General features: G+C 60.2%; 13 protein-coding genes and 1 pseudogene. 5 read left to right on the forward strand and 9 right to left on the reverse strand.

Annotated features, from left to right (window positions below):
* The first annotated feature begins 45 nt into the window (after positions 1-45).
* Positions 46-750, forward strand: a complete 705-nt coding sequence (locus tag BM110_RS08650; RefSeq protein ID WP_092250632.1) for a TetR/AcrR family transcriptional regulator — start codon at positions 46-48, stop codon at positions 748-750.
* On the opposite strand, the gene BM110_RS08655 is transcribed toward BM110_RS08650, so the two are convergent.
* The 7 genes from BM110_RS08655 to BM110_RS08685 form a co-directional block, all read right to left on the reverse strand.
* On the reverse strand, positions 653-1,576 hold the full coding sequence (locus tag BM110_RS08655) for a LysR family transcriptional regulator (RefSeq protein ID WP_093124884.1): 924 nt from the start codon (positions 1,574-1,576) through the stop codon (positions 653-655). The two genes, BM110_RS08650 and BM110_RS08655, sit on opposite strands and share 98 nt — an antisense overlap.
* A gap of 93 nt (positions 1,577-1,669) precedes the next feature.
* The gene (locus tag BM110_RS08660) at positions 1,670-2,323 is read right to left on the reverse strand and encodes an RraA family protein (RefSeq protein WP_092250629.1); all 654 of its coding nucleotides are present in this window, start codon (positions 2,321-2,323) and stop codon (positions 1,670-1,672) included.
* A 26-nt stretch (positions 2,324-2,349) separates the two neighbouring features.
* Positions 2,350-3,405 carry an NAD(P)-dependent oxidoreductase gene (locus tag BM110_RS08665; protein ID WP_092250626.1) on the reverse strand — a complete coding sequence of 352 codons (1,056 nt, stop codon included), beginning with the start codon at positions 3,403-3,405 and terminating at the stop codon, positions 2,350-2,352.
* A gap of 69 nt (positions 3,406-3,474) precedes the next feature.
* Positions 3,475-6,141, reverse strand: a complete 2,667-nt coding sequence (locus BM110_RS08670; protein WP_256575373.1) for a phosphoenolpyruvate carboxylase — start codon at positions 6,139-6,141, stop codon at positions 3,475-3,477.
* Positions 6,142-6,730: 589 nt separating this feature from the next.
* Positions 6,731-7,189, reverse strand: a complete 459-nt coding sequence (locus tag BM110_RS08675; RefSeq protein ID WP_071490189.1) for an Hsp20 family protein — start codon at positions 7,187-7,189, stop codon at positions 6,731-6,733.
* A gap of 115 nt (positions 7,190-7,304) precedes the next feature.
* Entirely contained in the window at positions 7,305-8,756 is a 1,452-nt protein-coding gene (locus BM110_RS08680; protein WP_093513154.1) for a cysteate racemase, read from the reverse strand.
* Positions 8,753-10,015 (reverse strand): dicarboxylate/amino acid:cation symporter, encoded by a 1,263-nt coding sequence (locus tag BM110_RS08685; RefSeq protein ID WP_093513155.1) that lies wholly within the window; start codon positions 10,013-10,015, stop codon positions 8,753-8,755. The genes BM110_RS08680 and BM110_RS08685 overlap by 4 nt, the downstream gene beginning before the upstream one ends.
* Before the next feature lie 173 nt (positions 10,016-10,188).
* Between BM110_RS08685 and BM110_RS08690 the strand changes: the two genes are divergently transcribed.
* On the forward strand, positions 10,189-11,091 hold the full coding sequence (locus tag BM110_RS08690; protein WP_093513156.1) for a LysR substrate-binding domain-containing protein: 903 nt from the start codon (positions 10,189-10,191) through the stop codon (positions 11,089-11,091).
* Positions 11,092-11,093: 2 nt separating this feature from the next.
* Here BM110_RS08690 and BM110_RS08695 read toward each other — a convergent pair whose 3' ends face one another.
* Positions 11,094-11,999, reverse strand: coding sequence for a LysR family transcriptional regulator (locus BM110_RS08695; RefSeq protein ID WP_092250611.1), 906 nt, complete (start codon positions 11,997-11,999; stop codon positions 11,094-11,096).
* 72 nt (positions 12,000-12,071) lie between these two features.
* On the reverse strand, positions 12,072-13,298 hold the full coding sequence (locus BM110_RS08700) for an OprD family outer membrane porin (protein WP_371914785.1): 1,227 nt from the start codon (positions 13,296-13,298) through the stop codon (positions 12,072-12,074).
* A 304-nt stretch (positions 13,299-13,602) separates the two neighbouring features.
* Between BM110_RS08700 and BM110_RS08705 the strand changes: the two genes are divergently transcribed.
* From BM110_RS08705 to BM110_RS08715, 3 genes and pseudogenes are all read left to right on the forward strand, one after another.
* Entirely contained in the window at positions 13,603-15,024 is a 1,422-nt protein-coding gene (locus tag BM110_RS08705; RefSeq protein WP_093513158.1) for a YfcC family protein, read from the forward strand.
* A 47-nt stretch (positions 15,025-15,071) separates the two neighbouring features.
* Positions 15,072-16,898, forward strand: coding sequence for a CocE/NonD family hydrolase (locus BM110_RS08710; protein ID WP_093513175.1), 1,827 nt, complete (start codon positions 15,072-15,074; stop codon positions 16,896-16,898).
* A 16-nt stretch (positions 16,899-16,914) separates the two neighbouring features.
* A pseudogene (locus BM110_RS08715) lies at positions 16,915-17,210 on the forward strand (zinc-binding dehydrogenase); the annotation flags it as partial.
* Positions 17,211-17,369 lie beyond the last annotated feature (159 nt).

A 17,369-nucleotide genomic window follows, 5' to 3' on the forward strand; every position in this document is an offset into this window, starting at 1 on the left:
TGTATCGACTAGTATTTATCTCGCTTCCCCCACCGGAGATCCGCCATGGCACAAATGGGCCGCCCCCGCACCTTCGACCGCGATCACGCCGTAGACCAGGCCTTGCACCTGTTCTGGCAGCACGGCTACGACGCCACCTCACTCGCCCAACTCAAGGCTGGCCTGGGTGGCGGTATCTCCGCGCCGAGTTTTTATGCGGCGTTCGGTTCCAAAGAGGCGCTGTTCGACGAATGTGTACAGCGCTACCTGACGACCTACGCACAGGTCACCGAATGCCTGTGGGACGAAAGCCTGTCGCCGCGTCAGGCGGTTGAAACGGCGCTGCGCCAGTCGGCACGTATGCAGTGTGAAGACGGGCATCCCAAGGGCTGCATGGTGGCGCTGGGCGTGATGAGTGCGCCGAGCCCCGAGAATGCGCGGGTGGCGAATGGATTGACGCAATCGCGGCTGCGCACACGGGCGGGGATTGTGGCCTGTGTGCAGCGTGCGATACGTGCAGGGCAATTGCCAGGCACGATTGACCCGGCGGTGATGGCGACGGTATTTGACAGTTTCCTGCAGGGCATTTCGATCCTTGCGCGCGACAACGTTCCCCACGCCAGCATCGACGCGGCGATCAGCCAACTGCTGCTGACCTGGGATATTGCCGCGTCTACGGCGCCGCCGATTCGTCCCGGCATTGCATCAGGAAATCCACAAACGCCCGCACCCGATGCGGCACATAGCGACCATGGGGATACAACAAGGTAAACGGCCGTGAACGCCCACCGAACGGCTGCAGGACTTCTACCAGGCTGCCGTCAGCCAGTTCCTGCTCGACAATAAACTTGTAGGTCTGAAACAACCCCGCGCCGTGCCTGGCCAGGGTCACCCCGCCCAGCACATCGTCGGAGCAGCTGTACCCCGCCTGCCCCGCATACTCTTGCGCCTTGCCATCCACCTGAAACAGCCAGGAGATACGCCGGCCATTGCTGGGCAGTTCGTACTGGATGCATTCATGGGCGGGTAGATCTTCCAGCGTCTGTGGGATGCCGGCGCGCTCAAGATAGGACGGTGCCGCGACCACCACCAACTCGGCGTCTTCCAGCAGGCGCGCAATCAGCGATGAGTCGGGCTGGGCGCGCACACGGACCGCCAGGTCGTAGCCTTCGGCGACGAAGTCGATATTGCGGTTGCTGATGTGGATATCCACCGTCACCTGCGGGTACAGCGCACGAAACTTCGGCAGTAGCGGCAGCAGACGGTGATGGGCGTAGGTGGTGGGAATACTGATGCGCAAGAGGCCGGACGGCACTGCTTGCGCGCCCATCACCTCCTGTTGCGCTTCCACCAGTTGGGTCAGGGCCTGGCGGCATTGTTCGAAGAAGGTGCGGCCACTGTCAGTGAGGCGGATGCTGCGCGTGGTGCGCACAAACAGCCGCGAGCCCAGGCGCTCTTCCAGGCGTGAAATGCTGCGGCTCACGGCCGCCGGCGTGACACCGGCAACCTGCGCGGCGGCGGTGAAGCTGTTGGCTTCGGCGGCGAGGCAAAACAGCTCGATGCTGCCGAGCTGCAGGTCTTCGAAATGGCGTTTCACACTGGGTCCACCCGGTTACGGCTGCGGGGGATTGCAACACGTCCGCGCCCAGTGTGCCACTGCTTGCTTACGCCGTTGGCTCGATCAGGGTTGTCAGCCGCGCGGGGTTTGCAAGGCGTGGTACCCATAGTCTGCGCGCGCTTGCCGCAATGGGACACCGGCGTCGATGGCCGCACGAATCTGTTCCTCGGCCTGGTGGATTTCTTCGGCGACCGTCAGCACCTCGCTCACTGAAACCGCAGGAATGACCACTAGCCCGTCACCATCGCCCCGTAGCCAGTCATCCGGTCTAACCCGCACGCCACCCAGCGTCACCGCCTCCTGTATCGCCTCGACACGCACGCGATCCTTGCCGGTGCGCATCCAGTTGCCCCGGGAAAAGATCGGGTAATGGAGTTCCAACGCACGATCGACATCGCGGCAGATACCGTCGATCACCGTGCCGGCCAATTGTTTGCGGGCAGCCGTAGAGGTCAGCAGGTCGCCCCATACGGTGGTGTCGAGGCGTGCCTGATTGTCGATCACCACCACTTGCCCTGGGGCAAGGTCGTCGATGTAGTCGCCCACCGAGCCCCCCTCCAGGCCAACAGGTCCGTAGCGCAGGGTCCAGGCTTTGCCCGTAAGGCTGAAGGACCGGTCCAGCGGCTTGATGTCGGTACATTGACAAAGGATTTTCAGGCGATCCATGGCATCGCTGAGGTCGGTACAACTGAGGGCGTCCAGGCGTTGATGAATAGAGCGTTGCATGAGGAAGGCTTCCTTGTGTTGAGGGGTTAACCTGCGTTCGCCGCCAGGCTGAGCGCGTGGATCTTGTCGACAATCTGCCGCGAAGCCTTGCGGATCGCCGTCGTTGTGGTGCCTGCAATATGCGGTGTGAGCTGGGCATTGCCGACGCCTGCCAGTGGTGAGTGGAAGCAGTCTTTTTCCAGGGCGAAGGTATCGATGGCGGCTGCTTTTATATGCCTGGGAAACGCCGTCATGAAACTCGCCAACTGCGCTTCATCGACGATGCCGCCGCGCGCGGTATTGATCAGTATCGAACCTTGGCGCATCTGCCTGAACTGGGTCAGCCCAAACAGGCCGCGGGTCAGCGGGGTCAACGGTACGTGGATCGAGACCACGTCGGCCTCCCTCAGCAATGCTTCGAGGGTTTGCCGGCGCTCAAGGCCAAGGCTGCGCGCGACCTGGTCGGTAAAGCGTTCCGAACCGGTGGCGATGACCTTGAGACCAAGCGCTCCCGCCTTGCGTGCGACCTCTTGAGCGATGCTGCCCGTGCCGACCACCCCTAGCGTGAGTTCACCGAACTCCAGGCCTGGCGCCAAGGTGCCCTTGGACCAGCATCCCTTGTGCGTTTCAGCGTTGTAGTGGTCAAGGTCCCGGGATAAATACAACGCCTGGGCCAGGACATATTCAGCAACCGCAGCCGCGTTGGCGCCTGGAGTGTTCAGCAGGGTCACGCCACACTGCTGGGCCGCTTGCCGGTCGATATGGTTGACGCCCGTACCGGCTTGAGCGATAGCGCGCAGCGGCGTTGGCAGAGCCGGTGACGCAGCGTTGCGAATCAGTTCGCCCTCAATGGGAATATTCAGGCGCGTCTTGAACACGCTGTACCCTCCGGCCAACATCACGGCCCCCATGAAAGCCTGCCGGTCGTGACCGTTGATCTCGGTGTAGTGAATGCGCTCGCCATAGTGCTCGCGGATACCATCCTTATCAGTGAAATAGTAGAGATTCAGAGTGACGACCAGGCCCAGCGCGAGGAATCGGTCGACTTCCTCGAATAACAACGGCGGGCCGGGTGCATCGAGTATCAGGGTGGTGAATGCCATGCTTGTGATCCTCTTGAACGGCGCACAACCGCGCCGACAGCCAGGTCGCCCCGGCTGTCGGCGGGTGCTTTACCAAGTGAAGTGGCAGGCGCTGTCAGGATCGACCAAGCCTGTATCGGTACTGGCTGCCGCCAGGAACCCACTGTAAAAATCGTTCAGTGAAGAGGCCTTGATAAAGTCTGGGTTGCTTTTGGCATAGATGAGGAACAACCGATAAATGCGCAGGTTTTTCTCTTTGCGGTAGACCTCGGCCTTGAGGCTAGGCCACAGATTGAGCAGGGAGTTTTCCTTGATTTTCCACGGGTCCTGCGGCTCTACGCCGGTGGTGGCCTTGTGCACAAAACGCTTACCCGCCACCACTTCCAGATGCAGGCTGGCCAACAGTTGCTCGCCGGTACCGACAGCTTCGGTGTGCAACGCCTGCGCCAGCGACAGGATGTGCGTTTTCTCTGGAACGCTGCCCGCCAAGGTCAGCCAGGCGCACGTGAGGTCGGTTCGGGCGATGGCGTACGCCATGCCTTTGACATAGCTGCGAAAGCTGTCGTCCTCCGTAAAGGCTTCCAACAATTTCGCCGCGGGCTCATCGGCGAACTGCCCGACCCCGATCAGTTCGCTGTGCAGTCCACTGGCCAAGAGGGCGCGAGTCCAGGGAATCGCACGAATGGCATCCGGCCTGGACTCGAAGACCTTGATATTGAAGAGGCGTGACGGCGGCCGAGTGCCCTTGGCGGTGGCCCTGACCACGTCGAATCGCGCCATGTCCCGCAGCAAGGCTGGCAGCGCCGGATGCTCGAAAAAACGCGACTGGTAGCGGCGCACGACATCGGACCAACGCTGGATCCTGTCGGCGATTACCGCCTCCGAGGGCTGCGTGCGGGGCTCAGCATGCATGCGGTAGAGTTGGCTGAGAAAATTCACCGATTGATTGCGGGTCAACAAATGGCCGCGCATTTCCGCACACCCGGCCAGCATGAATCGGGTTTCCGGTCCGTCCAGGGCGCCGAACTCTTGCAGGGTATCGGCGATCACTCCATTACAACGCGCATGCTCGCCCCCCATGATCACGTGGGTAACCACCTCGATACCGTACCGAGCCGCGATCCGCTGGTGCTGGTGAGCGATAGCCATGTTCAGCTTGTGCATCCCCTTGCCACCCTGCTTGCCAGTGTCGCTGGGGCCGAAGGTGATGTATTGGCGGTTGCCCCGTGATGCCAAGTGCTGCCTGTAAACCGGGCTTTCATAAATCTCATGCACCGTGGCCAGGGTTTGCTCGGCGCCCGCCAGGTCTTCGGGTTGCAGGGCGATGTCGATGCCCTCCCGCACCTGGGCCGCCTTCATCAAAAACAGGACTTCCAGCACACTGAGGCTCGATGTGTACTCGGCGATCCCGTGGATGTTCATGCGGTCGCGATAACGGTCGATCATCTCAAAACGTTCGACCGCATTGCGGGCGTCGTACATGCGAATGTAGCCCGGGTCCTGTTCCATCAATGCGATGTAGTCCTGGCCCTTGTAGCGCAGGGCTTTCTCTTCATAAATCGCAGCGGTGCGCCGCAGGTAGGCCTGCCAGAAATCCGTGGGCGGCTGAACGCTGTCGTCCGCCAGCGCGGCATCAAGCACCGTCCGGCGCTCCCGCTCATCCAGGTCACGATAGGGGCGGGATGTGCCTGCGCCAGGATCCTGTTGCCATTGGCTGGAAACAATCTCATCGACCACGCTGCTGAACATCTCGGCGTTTTCGCGGAACTCGATCTCCACATAATGAAAACCAAAGGCCTGCACCCGCAGCAACAACGGGTCGATGCCCGCAGGCTGGGTGAAGCGGATGCTGCTCAGCGCTTCGATCAATTCGGCCGGGGCGGCAAAGGCATCGGCGTGATCCTTGTCCAGTCGGGCACGAATCTCTTCCAGGCGATGCCGTGCGCCACCGTCTTTGATCAGGCTATTGATGTCTGCGATATAACGGCTGCGCAGCGCTGATTCCAGGGCGATAACCAAGGTTTCGGTGTGCTGGTTTGTGTCGTACGGCCGCCCATCCTTGTCGCCATACAACCAGGTGAACACCGTGAGCCACTGGGTCCGGGCCGCCAGACCCAGGGCCTGATAGACATCGGGCAATGCGTCGTACACGCTGTTGGCATAGAAGATCTGCGACTCGATATCGACACCCTGGTTGCCCGACCACACGGCGTTGTACAGCGCCAACAAAATCTCTTGAGTGGCCTGGGGTTTCTTGAGCCCGTGGTCTTCCAGATGCTGGGCGAGTTTTTGCAACACCTGGACAACGGAGTGCTTGAGTTGATCGGTCTCCTTGCACAGCAGGCCCAGGCTGACGTTCACCCTGGACGACCCGGCAAAGGTCGGCGGAGACACAGGGTTATGATTGGCCTGCGAAGCAATATGGGAAGCGACGCCCCTGACAGATACTTCAAACAGCAGTTGCTTGATCAACAACAATTTCCAGAACGCCTCGACGTCTTTACTGGAACGCGACTCAAAGAAGGCCTTGCCCAAGGCGGCGGCCAATTTCGAATCTGCTTTATCCAGATAAGACAGGGTATCGATTTCGGCGTAGATCCTCAGGCAGGCTCGGGTATGCGGACTGTGAGAAACATCATCGGTGCTGGTCTTCAGTGCCTGTTCCAACGCGCGCCACAACACATCATGCACAAGCGCGGGGTGTGTATGGCTGATAGAGGAACGGGTTGACGCATCTTCAAGTATGGAGTTGATCATGTGGTTCATCGGTTCAAGCCTCGATAATTAATACAGATCCCTTGTTTGCACTCCACCGCGTGGGTGGAAGCAAAATCATCAATGTCACAGGCCGAAACCACTGCGTCGCAACGAACGGATATCCCCTGTTCGCCGACAGAAAGCCCCCAGATCGGTACCGAAAAGCGGCAAAAAATCTGAAATAAGTTGTTACACTTCAACTTGAATAAATCATGTCGCCGCTTTTTCGACAAAAGACCTTTTTGGAATAAAACGCGCATAAAAAGATAGCCAGCTTAAGAACGGTTTCCCGATCCGACACTGACTGTTCTTTTTCAAGCAATTGATTATTAGGGGTTAATGAAGGGAGTCAAAAACGCATTACGCCCAGAAAGCACTCACGCCGACAGGATGTGCCAGGTCATTCTTAAATAATTCTTCATAAAGGCATGACCCCATATGCACCGGACGATCCCGAGCCCTTGGCATCGTGCCCGGCCGCGCAGGGGTGGACTCGGGCTCAAACGACGAGCGCAAATAAGATAGAAAATGACTGTGAATCATTGGGCAAAATAAAGGCGCTCCAAAGAGCGCCTTTATTCATTTCAACTCACTGCTCGCTGATGGACTTCACATCCGCCTTGGCAGCGCCACCAATCGCAATGCGTTTTGGCTTGGCTTCCTCCGGTACCACCCTGAGCAGGTCGATGCTCAGCAGGCCGTTGGAAAGCTGGGCGCCCTGCACTTCGATGTGGTCGACCAGGCGGAACGACAAGCGGAACGCGCGCTGGGCGATGCCCTGGTGCAGGTAGGTGATGCCCTCATCGTGTTCGCGCTTGCCGCCGGCGACGGTCAACACGCCTTTTTCCACCTGGATTTCCAGGTCATCCTCCACCAGGCCTGCGGCCGCAATCACGATCCGATAATGATCGTCCCCGTGCTTTTCGACGTTGTGAGGTGGGTAGGTGGTGCCGGCCTCGCTGCGAAGCGCCGATTCGAAAAGGTCGTTGAAACGGTCAAAGCCGACAGAGTGACGGAACAGTGGGGCCAACGAAAGAGTAGTAGCCATTGCAAAATCTCCTGAGGTTTCTCCAAGTGATTTGATACGCGACCCGCATTCGGCATCGCGTAAAACCTAAGTAGGTTCGGGCTGAATATTTTCAAGCGGCGCTCACAAAATTTTTTTATCCGACATGATGAGCTCCCGACGAAAGGCTGACACAACGGCGCGCCAGGACCGTCGTGGGGTCAACCAGGGCGACCCGGTGGGCACCGATCTCGAACACCTCGCAATGCGCCAGCACCAACGGCAACTCGGTACACCCGAGAATCAACACTTTCGCCCCCTGTTCACACAGATGCTCTGCCGCCAGCAGCAACTGCTCACGGCACACGCCAGCGGTAAACCCCGCCTTGATCCCCCGTTCGCCGTAGATCGCCTCCATCACCAGCGCCTGGTAATCAAAGCCAGGCGTGATGAGTTGCAAGCCGCAGCCTCGCGCGGCCTGGTGGTAGACCTGGCTTTGCAGGGTGCCGGACGTCGCCAGCAAGCCCACGGCCTGGCCGCTGCCGTAGGTCTGCACGATCCACTCCACCGTCTCGCTGAGCATGTTGACGATGGGCACGCGCAGGTGCGCCTGGATGCGTTCGACAAACGCATGGGCGGTGTTGCACGGAATCGCGATGGCCTGGGCGCCGGCGCTTTCCAGGCGTTTGCAGGTGGCGTACAGGGCCAGGGTCGGGTCGGTTTCATCGCGTAGCAGGTTGGCGGTGCGGTCGGGGATCTGCGGGTTCTGTTCCACCACCATCTTGATGTGGTCCTGGTCTTTGCCGGCCGGGGTATGGGCGACCACCTTGCCCATGAAGTCCACGGTAGCCGCCGGGCCGACGCCGCCGACGATGCCCAGTTTGAACGGTGGCTGACGCGCCGAACCATCGGCCTGGGTGGCGAACTCGGCGTAGATCTGGTTGATGTCGAGGGCGCTGATGCCACGCCGTTGCAGGTCGCCGCAGACCAGCGACAGCTCGGTCATGCCCGGCACAATCACCGTGGCGCCCTGTCCGTGCAGCGACAGGCACGCCTGGTACACCGACTCCAGCGGCACACCGTCAAGGTGGCCGTCCTTGATGCCGTTGACGCCGTACATCGCCTCCATCAAGGCGGCCTGGGCGTGGTCCTCCGGGTACACCAGGTTGAAGTGCTGGCCGAGGTGCTGTTCAAACAAGCCGCCGTGACGCACGAAGTCCGATGCGATCACGCCGAGGGTGGTGCCAGGCGCTATTCGACGGGTGATGTACCGGACCAGCGCGTGCATCATGTCCAGCACGGGAATGCCCAGTTCCTGCTGGATTTCAGCGCGAAAGGTCTGGCTGGCGAAACACGGCAGCAGCACCGCATCCACCCCGGTGTTTTCAAAGGTCTTGCATACCTGGAACACATAGAACTTGCGCGCGGTCATGCTCGCGTTACGGTCCAGGGGCAGCAGTACATCCTTGAACGGGTGCTGCTCAAACAGGAAGTGATAGCGCCCCTGGTCCTCCAGCACGGCACGGGACTTGACCAGTTTGTAGAACAGATCGCCGCCCGCCAGCGAACCGAGCCCGCCGACGATGCCCAGCCGGGAGGTGGTTTTCATGCGTGCACACCTTGCGGCAGCTCAGCGGGTTCTTCCGCGCTCTCGGATTTGGCCACCACCGCCGTGGCGATGCTGTTGCCCACCACGTTGGTGGCGGTGCGCGCCATGTCGAGGAACTGGTCGATACCGATGATCAGCAACAAACCCGCCTCGGGCAGGTTGAACATCGGCAGCGTCGCCGCCACCACCACGACCGACGCCCGCGCCACGCCGGCCATGCCTTTGCTGGTGATCATCAGCGTCAGCAAAATCAGCAGTTGCTGGGTGAAGCTCAGGTCGATGTTGTAGGCCTGGGCGATGAACATGATCGCGAACGCCTGATACATCATCGAGCCGTCAAGGTTAAACGAATAGCCCAGCGGCAACACAAAACTGGAGACTCGCTTGGGCGCGCCGAACTTCTCCAGCGCCTCCATGGTTTTGGGGTAGGCCGACTCGCTGCTGGCCGTGGAAAACGCCAGCAGGATCGGCCCGCGGATCAGCTTGCCGAGGGTGAACACCGAGCGTCCGAGAAACAGGTAACCGGCGGCGAACAACAACACCCAGAGCAGGGCGATCCCCAGGTAGAACTCGGCAATCAGCTTGGCGTAATCGGCCAGCAGGCCCAGGCCGTTGGTGGTGATCGCCGAGGCAATCGCGGCGAACACGCCGATCGGCGCGAAAGCCATCACGTAGTCGGTGATCTTGAACATGACCTTGGCCAGCTCGTCCACGGTGTCGGTGATGCGCGTGTAGCCGGCGCGCTTGACCCCGGCCAGGGCGAAGCCGAAGAACAGCGAAAACACCACGATCTGCAGGATCTCGTTGTTGGCCATCGCCTCGGCAATGCTGCGCGGGAATACGTGGCTGATGAAGGTCTTGAGGCTGAAGTCCCCGGTGTTGACCGGCACCGCTGCCGTCGCATGTTGCACCACCTGCATGTTCAGCCCGGCCCCCGGCTGGAACAGATTGACCAGGGCCATGCCAAGCATCAGCGAGACCAGTGACGCCGTGACGAACCACAGCATCGCACGCAAGCCGATGCGCCCTACCGAGCGCGAATTGCCCATGCTCGCGATGCCGCCCACCAGGGTGGCGAACACCAACGGCGCAATGATCATCTTGATCATGCGCAGGAAAATATCGGTGACCATCGAAAAGTACCCCGCCAGCGCCTTGGCGGCCTGCTCGCTTCCTGCATAGTGGTGACATGCCCAACCCACCAGCACGCCCAAGACGATGCCAACTGCGATTCGACGGGGGAGTTTGTTCTTCTTCACAGGTGCGGCCCTCAGATGGCTTTTGTTGTATGGAGCGGATTCTAGGGACCCACCCCGGCCGCCATGATGAGTAATCCAGCTAACCCCATGCGCTTTTGGAATAGTTTGCAGAAAGCCCAGCCCAGGCTGCGCGCGGCGGCATACACTCAGGGCTCATCGCCTGGAGAACCGGCATGCAGATCAAATGGTTGGACGACCTCTTGGCCATCGCCGAGTGGAAAAATTTCTCCCGCGCCGCCGAAGTGCGCTGCGTGACGCAATCGGCGTTGTCGCGGCGCATTCGTTCACTGGAAGAATGGGTGGGCGTCGAACTGGTCGACCGTGGCACCTACCCGGTGCAACTGACCGCCGCAGGCGCCGCCTTCTGCAGCGAAAGCCGCGAAGCCCTGGCCGGCCTGATGCGCCTGCGCGCCAGCCTGCGTGAAGTGGAACGCATGCCAGGGCGCTCGATCCAGGTGACCGCCGCACACAGCCTGTCGATGACCTTCCTGCCCAAGTGGCTGGCGCAGTTCCAGCGCCAGACCGAGCAGTTCAATGCACGGGTGGTGGCGGCGAATATTCATGACGCGGTGATTGCGCTGGAAGAAGGCAGTTGCGATTTGATGATCGTCTACCACCACCCGCTGGCGCCGATCCTGCTGGATGCGCAACGCTTCGGCAGCCTGGCCCTGGGGCATGATGCGTTTATTCCGTTGTGCGCGCCGGACAAACGCGGCCGACCGCTGTATCGCCTGCCGGGGAGCACGGGAAAACCCGTCCCGCATCTGGCTTACACGGCCACCACGTTCCTGGGCAGGGTCGCGCAAATCGTGATCAAGAACGGCCCTGCACCTGCCGTGCTGGAGCGCTGCTACGAAGCCGACATGGCCATGCTGCTGATGCGCATGGCTATCGAAGGTTACGGTGTGGCGTGGTTGCCACAGAGCGCGGTGGTGGATGAGTTGGAGCGTGGGCTGCTGGTGCGGGCGGGTGGCGAGGCGTGGAGTACGCGGTTGGAGATTCGCTCGTACTGCGCGATTGAAAACCAGAACCCGACGATGAGGAAGTTGTGGCGCGCGCTCGAAGGGCTGCGCTGACGTCAATGCACCTGCGGCATCGCCATTCGCAAACGCTGGGCAAGTAAATCGGAGAACGCTTGCGCCAGGGCCGTACGGGGAACATCACTGCGAAAAACCAGGCCGAATGAATACGGCAAAACCGGTAGAAAAGGCCGCGTCACGATCGGCAAGTCCAAGAAATCATTGGCCAGCAATTCGTTGATGATCGACACGCCGATGCCCTCGGCGACGAAAGCGCAGGCGGCACCTGCCGAATGCACTTCCATGCGCACGTTGGGAAGAATGGACGCCTGCCGAAACACCTGGTCAAGCTCCGTGCGCAGGTTGCGCTGGCGGCCCAGCAGCACCAGCGGCACACCGCGCAAATCACTCACCTGGATAACGCGCTTTTCGCACAGCGCGTGCGCTTGGGGAAGCACGCATACGCCTTGCACCTGCAACACCGGCACCACGTCGAAGCCCGGCAATTCGGTGGGCAGGCGCACAAAGGCAAAATCGACGCTGCGGTCCAGCACCGCGCGCTCAAGCGCATCGTAGGAACCGGTGACCAGTTCGATAACAAGGTCGTCGCGGCCCTGCATGAATTCGGCAACCACACGGGGCAACCATTGGTGGGTCATGCTGGTGGGCACCGCCACACGCAGCAGCGCCCGGCCAGCGTGCCCCAGGCGCAGGTCGTCGGCCATGCGCTGGACGCGTTGCATGTTGTCGACCAGCCCCGACACCTCCGGCAAAAACGCCTCGGCCTCGGAGGTCGGCGTCAGCCTGCCCTTCCTGCGCAGGAACAAGGCAAAGCCCAGTGACTCTTCGAGCTGGCTGAGCAAACGGCTGATGGCCGACTGGGACAAGCCCATGCGCGTGGCGGCATCGATGGTCGAACCGGTCGACATGATGGCCTGGAACGCTTCCAGTTGTTTGAGATTCACGCTCGGGCTCCAAGCAGACACGACTGGGCGCAGTTTCCGCTGGCAACACCTGCGGCGTCCAGCCTTGCAGCCCTACCAGAGCTTGATGTCGTAGGTCAGGTACAGGCGATTGTAGTCCCAACTGGTGAGCACATTTGAGCGGTACGCCGTGTTGCGAAATTCTGCCCCCAGGCCTTTGAACGTGCCGTCCTGGATCACGTACTTGAGGCTGGTATCCAGCTCGTGCTCATCGGCCGGTTTGCCAGAATACTTGGCGTCGAATCCTTTGTAGTAGCGGATCATGAAACTCAAGCCCGGGATCGCCAGGGCGGAAAAGTCATAGTCGTAGCGCAGCATCCAGGTTTTCTCATCCTCCAGGATGAATTTGCTCACGCCCGGACTGGTAAAGGACGTGGTGGCCGCACCATTCAAATAGGGCAATGCGGCGTTACCGGACAATTGCTGATAGCCGCCTCCGAACGTATGCCCGCCGAGCCGATAACTCAAGGAGCCGCTGAACATGTCGGCGTCCGCAGCACCGTTATAGGCCGCCCCCGTTTCAAAACTGTTGTAATAACGCACGTCCGTCGTCAAGTGACCTGGCCCGACAGCCACTTTATGCACAACCCCGAAAAAGTGCTGGCGATAGAAGTTTTCAAGTTCACCGTAGTAATAAGACAGGCTGATGGTTTTATTGAGTGCATACGTACCACCCACAAAGTAAAAATCACCATGCTTCGGGCCTTTGTAACCGCTCGGTATCAGATCGACGTTATCGCTGGAGTTACGCAACTTTGATTGATCCAGTCGCCCACCTTGCACAAATAGATGTTCGATACCGGTGTATTCAAACTGCGTGCCTTGGAATGTCTGTGGCAGCAAACGCCCATCGTTGTAACTGACCACCGGGTTCTTGGGCAACAACGTGCCCGTCTTCACCACGACATCGGCGAAACGCAGCTTGCCGGTCACGCCGAGGCTGGAAAAATCACGGGCGGCGCGGCCATCATCCTGCACAGGCAACAGGCCAGTACCGGCATGTGCAGGGCTGGAGTCAAGCCTCAGCCCCAGCAGGCCCAGGGTGTCGAGGCCAAACCCGACGGTCCCGGACGTGAATCCGGAACGCATCGTCAGCAACAACCCCTGTGCCCATTCGACACGGTCGTTGCCGCCGCTGCGGTTGTCATGATTGAAGGCGTAATTACGCAACGCAAGGTGGCCGGTGGAATCCCCGAGGAAACCTTCGGCGCGCACGCTTGATATACCAGGCACCATTAAGCTGGCGCACAAAAGCCCGCCGGTCGTTATAAACGCACGCATAGTTAAGCCCTCAGCTGTGTTTTATTTTTTGTGGCAGAGAGTAAGAAAAGTGACTTGACCAGGTATTTCCTGGCCGATGTTCTTCGGTGTTAATGACCTGAATGAGCAAACAACGCTATCGAATTAAAACAGGGGCGACAAGCTTATGACAAAAGCGCATCAGGCTATGACAGATAACCCGACAACACCTTGAAACGCATAGCCCAATACGCGTTCTTCATAACGTTGTGAGGTATTTATGATTGCCCTACTGTGCCGATGTAGCCGTTGGCTATCCCCATAAAAAAAAGATGAGAGCACCGCTATGTCATCCACTGCGCCAACAGTCACCGACACCGCGCCACCCAAAAACACCCGCCAACTCAACCCGGCAATCATCTTGCTGAGCATTGTGTTCCTGGCCATGGTGCTGACTTATGTGGTGCGCTCCGGCCAGTTTGAACGCCAAGACGTCCGCGTGATTCCCGGGACCTATCAGGTACTGGAAAAAGACACCTCGCTCAGCCAACTCTTCGCCCTGCCGCCGCGCTCGTCGAATAAAACCGTGGCACAACCGGTATCGCTGGCCGAGACCTTTCTGGCCATTCCCCTGGCCATCGAGAAACGCGCCGGGCTGATTTTCATGGTGCTGTTCATCGGTGGCATGTTTGCCGTGCTGAACAAGACCGGCACCATCGATGCCGGCCTGGACCGACTGCTCGGTGCCACCAAAGGCAACGTCTACATTCTGGTGCCAACCCTGATGCTCGCATTGTCGGCAGGCAGCACCTTCATGGGGCTGGCGAAGGAATACATCATGTTCGTGCCCGTGATGGTGGCCATGGCAAACCGCCTGGGCCTGCCCAACATCGTCGGCTTGGCAATCGTCGCGCTGGCGGTAAAGACTGGGTACATGGGCTCGATTTCCAACCCCATCGCGCTGTCTGTCGCGCAACCCTTGGTCGGCCTGCCAGTGTTCAGCGGGCTGAGCATGCGCATCGTCGCGTACTTCATTTTTGTCACCCTGGCCGTGGGCTACATCCTGTTCTACATCCGCCGGAGCGGCTTTGATACCTCAGCCACGTTTTCCCATTCGGGCAAAAAACTCTCCGTGCGGCATGCCCTGAGCCTGATCACACTGGGGGTGGGCGTCGGCTTCCTGGTGTACGCCTCCAATACCTGGCACTGGAAATACCCCGAGCTGTCCTCGTATTACCTGGCGCTGACCATCGTCTTCGCCGCCATCGCAGGCATGAGCCCGAGCACCACGGCAAGCACCTTTGTCGAAGGCATGAACAAGATGCTCATGGCCGGCGTGCTGATCGCACTGGCCACGGCCGTGGAGTCGATCCTCGCCAGCGGCCAGGTGCTGGACACCATCGTGCACGGCCTGTCGCAGATCATTGGCCAGCACGGCCAACTGCCTGCGGCGTTCGGCATGTTCTTCGCGCAGATGAGCCTGGATGTGGTGATTCCATCCACCAGCGGGCAGGCCGCCGTGACGATGCCGATCTTCGGTCCGCTGGGCCAACTGGCCGGCGTGAGCCCGCAGACCACGGTGTATGCCTTCCTGCTGGGCAACGGCTTGACCAACATGATCACGCCCACTTCCAGCGGCCTGCTGGTACTGCTTGCTGCGGCCAATGTGGGCTGGGTGCAGTGGGCTCGGTTTGTGCTGCCGCTGTTCCTGATCTGCACGACGGTGGCGTTGCTTCTGCTCGCCTGCGCCGCCCTCACCGGCTATTGAATTCGACTGACCAAGGCTTTGTCATGACCCACCCCGCATTCGAAAACATGCACATTGTACGCAACCAGATGATCACCCTGCGCGATGGCGTGCGCCTGGCCACCGACATTTATCTACCGCTGGGCACCGGGCCCTGGCCGGTTGTCATCGAGCGCACGCCCTACGACAAATCTGGCCCCTCACGCTCGGAAAAACGCCTGGACGGGCTGCACCTTACCCGCGAGCAAATGGCCGCAGCTTTTACCGAGCAGGGCTTTGTGGCGATCTTCCAGGATTGTCGCGGGCGTTACCGTTCCGAAGGTGTGTTCACCAAATACATCAATGAAGGCGAAGACGGCTACGACACCTTGCGCTGGATCGTCGAACAGCCCTGGTGCAATGGCCACATCGGCAGCATGGGCCTGTCCTATGCAGCGCACACGCAGATGGCGATGGCCTGTTGCAATGCGCCAGGTCTCAAGACCATGGTGCTGGACTCGGGGGGGTTCGCCAACGCCTACCAGTGCGGCATTCGCCAGGGCGGCGCGTTCGAACTCAAGCAAGCGACCTGGGCCTACAAGCAAGCCCAGCAAAGCGCCGCCGTGCAGGCCGACCCGCAGTTGCGAGAGGCGTTGGCCCAGGAAGACATTCTCGATTGGTTTGCGCGCATGCCGTGGCGCCCTGGGCATTCGCCATTGCGCCATGTACCGGAGTATGAAAACTACCTGTTCGAGCAGTGGTCCCACGGTGACTTTGACCAGTACTGGAAGCAACTGGGTATCTACGCTGAAGGTTTCTACGAGCAGATCCCGGACATCCCGGTGTTGTTCATGTCCAGTTGGTACGACGCCTATGTCAGTTGCACGCTGGACAATTTCACGGCGTTCACCGCACGCAAGCAGTCACCTCAACGCCTGATCATGGGCCCGTGGCTGCACGGTGACCGCAACATCAGCTACAGCGGCAACGCCGAATTTGGCAACGCCGCGCCTTTCGACGGCAACCTGGGCGAAGACTGGTTGAGTTGCCGAGTGGAATGGATGCAACGCTGGCTCAAACCGACCGACGCCGGACGGCACGCCACCCATCAGGTCGATGTGTTCCTGATGGGGGGCGGCAGCGGCCGAAAAAATGCAGAGGGTCGGCTGGAGCATGGCGGGCGTTGGCTCAAGTCGCCGTGTTGGCCGCTCGCGGGCAGCCAACAGCTGAACCTCTACCTGACACCACAAAAAGCCCTTTCGCCGCTCGCTCCTGTGGGGCCGCCCAGTTCATTGAGCTACTTCAGCGATCCCGCCCACCCGGTGCCGACCATTGGCGGCTCGTTGACGTCTGGCGCTCCGGTGTTCGTGGGTGGCGCTTTCAACCAGATCGAAAGCCCGGACTTTTTCGGCACCCGGGGTGACCACTCGGCACTGTGCGACCGACATGACGTAGTGAGCTTCGAAACCCAACCGCTTGAGCACGACTGGGTGGTCGCCGGCCCGGTGAAAGTCGAACTGTGGGTGCACAGCAGTGCGCCGGATACCGATTTCACCGCCAAGCTGGTGGACGTCTACCCGCCGAGCGGCGATTACCCGCAGGGGTACGCCATGAATATCACCGACGGGATTATCCGGTGTCGCTACCGCGACTCGTGGGAACACCCGGCTCCGCTCACGCCGGGAGAGCCGTTCAAGGTGGTGATCGAACCCTTCGCCACCTGCAACCTGTTCAAGCGTGGCCACCGCCTGCGCCTGGATATCGCCAGCAGCAACTTTCCGCGCTTCGATGTAAACCCCAACAGTGGCGAGGCCGAAGGCATGGGCGAGCATCCGCAGGTGGCGCGCAATACCGTGCATATCGGCGCCGGGCATCCGAGCCGTTTGATACTCACGATCGTGAACAGTGCGCTATAGGAGGCGGATCAAAACTCTGATACATGGCGGCGCCGGCAGAGTCGGCCATGTGGCGATCCATCTGGCCAAGGCCATCGGCGCCAGGGTGTTCCCCCCCGTGCGTGAAGCCAATATTGAGTTCGCACAACGCATGGGCGCCGATGTGATCATCGACTACGAAAAGGAAGATTACGTTCACGCCATCCTGCGGGAAACGGACGGGCGCGGCGTTGATGTGGTGTTCGATACCATCGGCGGCCACACGCGTTCACGGCCTCGATCATGGACATAGCGCAGCCGCGGAACCTGGTCCAGGCCTGGGGCAAGAACGCGATAGCCGTCGTGCCCACTCAGGAAGCAACGCCATGATTTACGAGATCGCCGTGCTGCCGGTTCATAAAGAACACGCCGGTGAGGCTTACTGTTAAGTGAAGGACCAGAAACGGCCTCGTCTTGCTCTCTTAAACAAATCGTCTATTACTTTATATTACC

The sequence above is a fragment of the Pseudomonas sp. NFPP28 genome, assembly GCF_900115535.1.
GTDB lineage: Bacteria > Pseudomonadota > Gammaproteobacteria > Pseudomonadales > Pseudomonadaceae > Aquipseudomonas > Aquipseudomonas extremorientalis.

Bases quoted from the DNA above. Each gene is read 5' to 3' on its own strand.
- BM110_RS08650 (WP_092250632.1), top strand. From the start codon at position 46: ATGGCACAAATGGGCCGCCCCCGCACCTTCGACCGCGATCACGCCGTA.
- BM110_RS08660 (WP_092250629.1), bottom strand. From the start codon at position 2,323: ATGCAACGCTCTATTCATCAACGCCTGGACGCCCTCAGTTGTACCGAC.
- BM110_RS08665 (WP_092250626.1), bottom strand. From the start codon at position 3,405: ATGGCATTCACCACCCTGATACTCGATGCACCCGGCCCGCCGTTGTTA.
- BM110_RS08670 (WP_256575373.1), bottom strand. From the start codon at position 6,141: ATGATCAACTCCATACTTGAAGATGCGTCAACCCGTTCCTCTATCAGC.
- BM110_RS08675 (WP_071490189.1), bottom strand. From the start codon at position 7,189: ATGGCTACTACTCTTTCGTTGGCCCCACTGTTCCGTCACTCTGTCGGC.
- BM110_RS08680 (WP_093513154.1), bottom strand. From the start codon at position 8,756: ATGAAAACCACCTCCCGGCTGGGCATCGTCGGCGGGCTCGGTTCGCTG.
- BM110_RS08690 (WP_093513156.1), top strand. From the start codon at position 10,189: ATGCAGATCAAATGGTTGGACGACCTCTTGGCCATCGCCGAGTGGAAA.
- BM110_RS08700 (WP_371914785.1), bottom strand. From the start codon at position 13,298: ATGCGTGCGTTTATAACGACCGGCGGGCTTTTGTGCGCCAGCTTAATG.
- BM110_RS08705 (WP_093513158.1), top strand. From the start codon at position 13,603: ATGTCATCCACTGCGCCAACAGTCACCGACACCGCGCCACCCAAAAAC.
- BM110_RS08710 (WP_093513175.1), top strand. From the start codon at position 15,072: ATGCACATTGTACGCAACCAGATGATCACCCTGCGCGATGGCGTGCGC.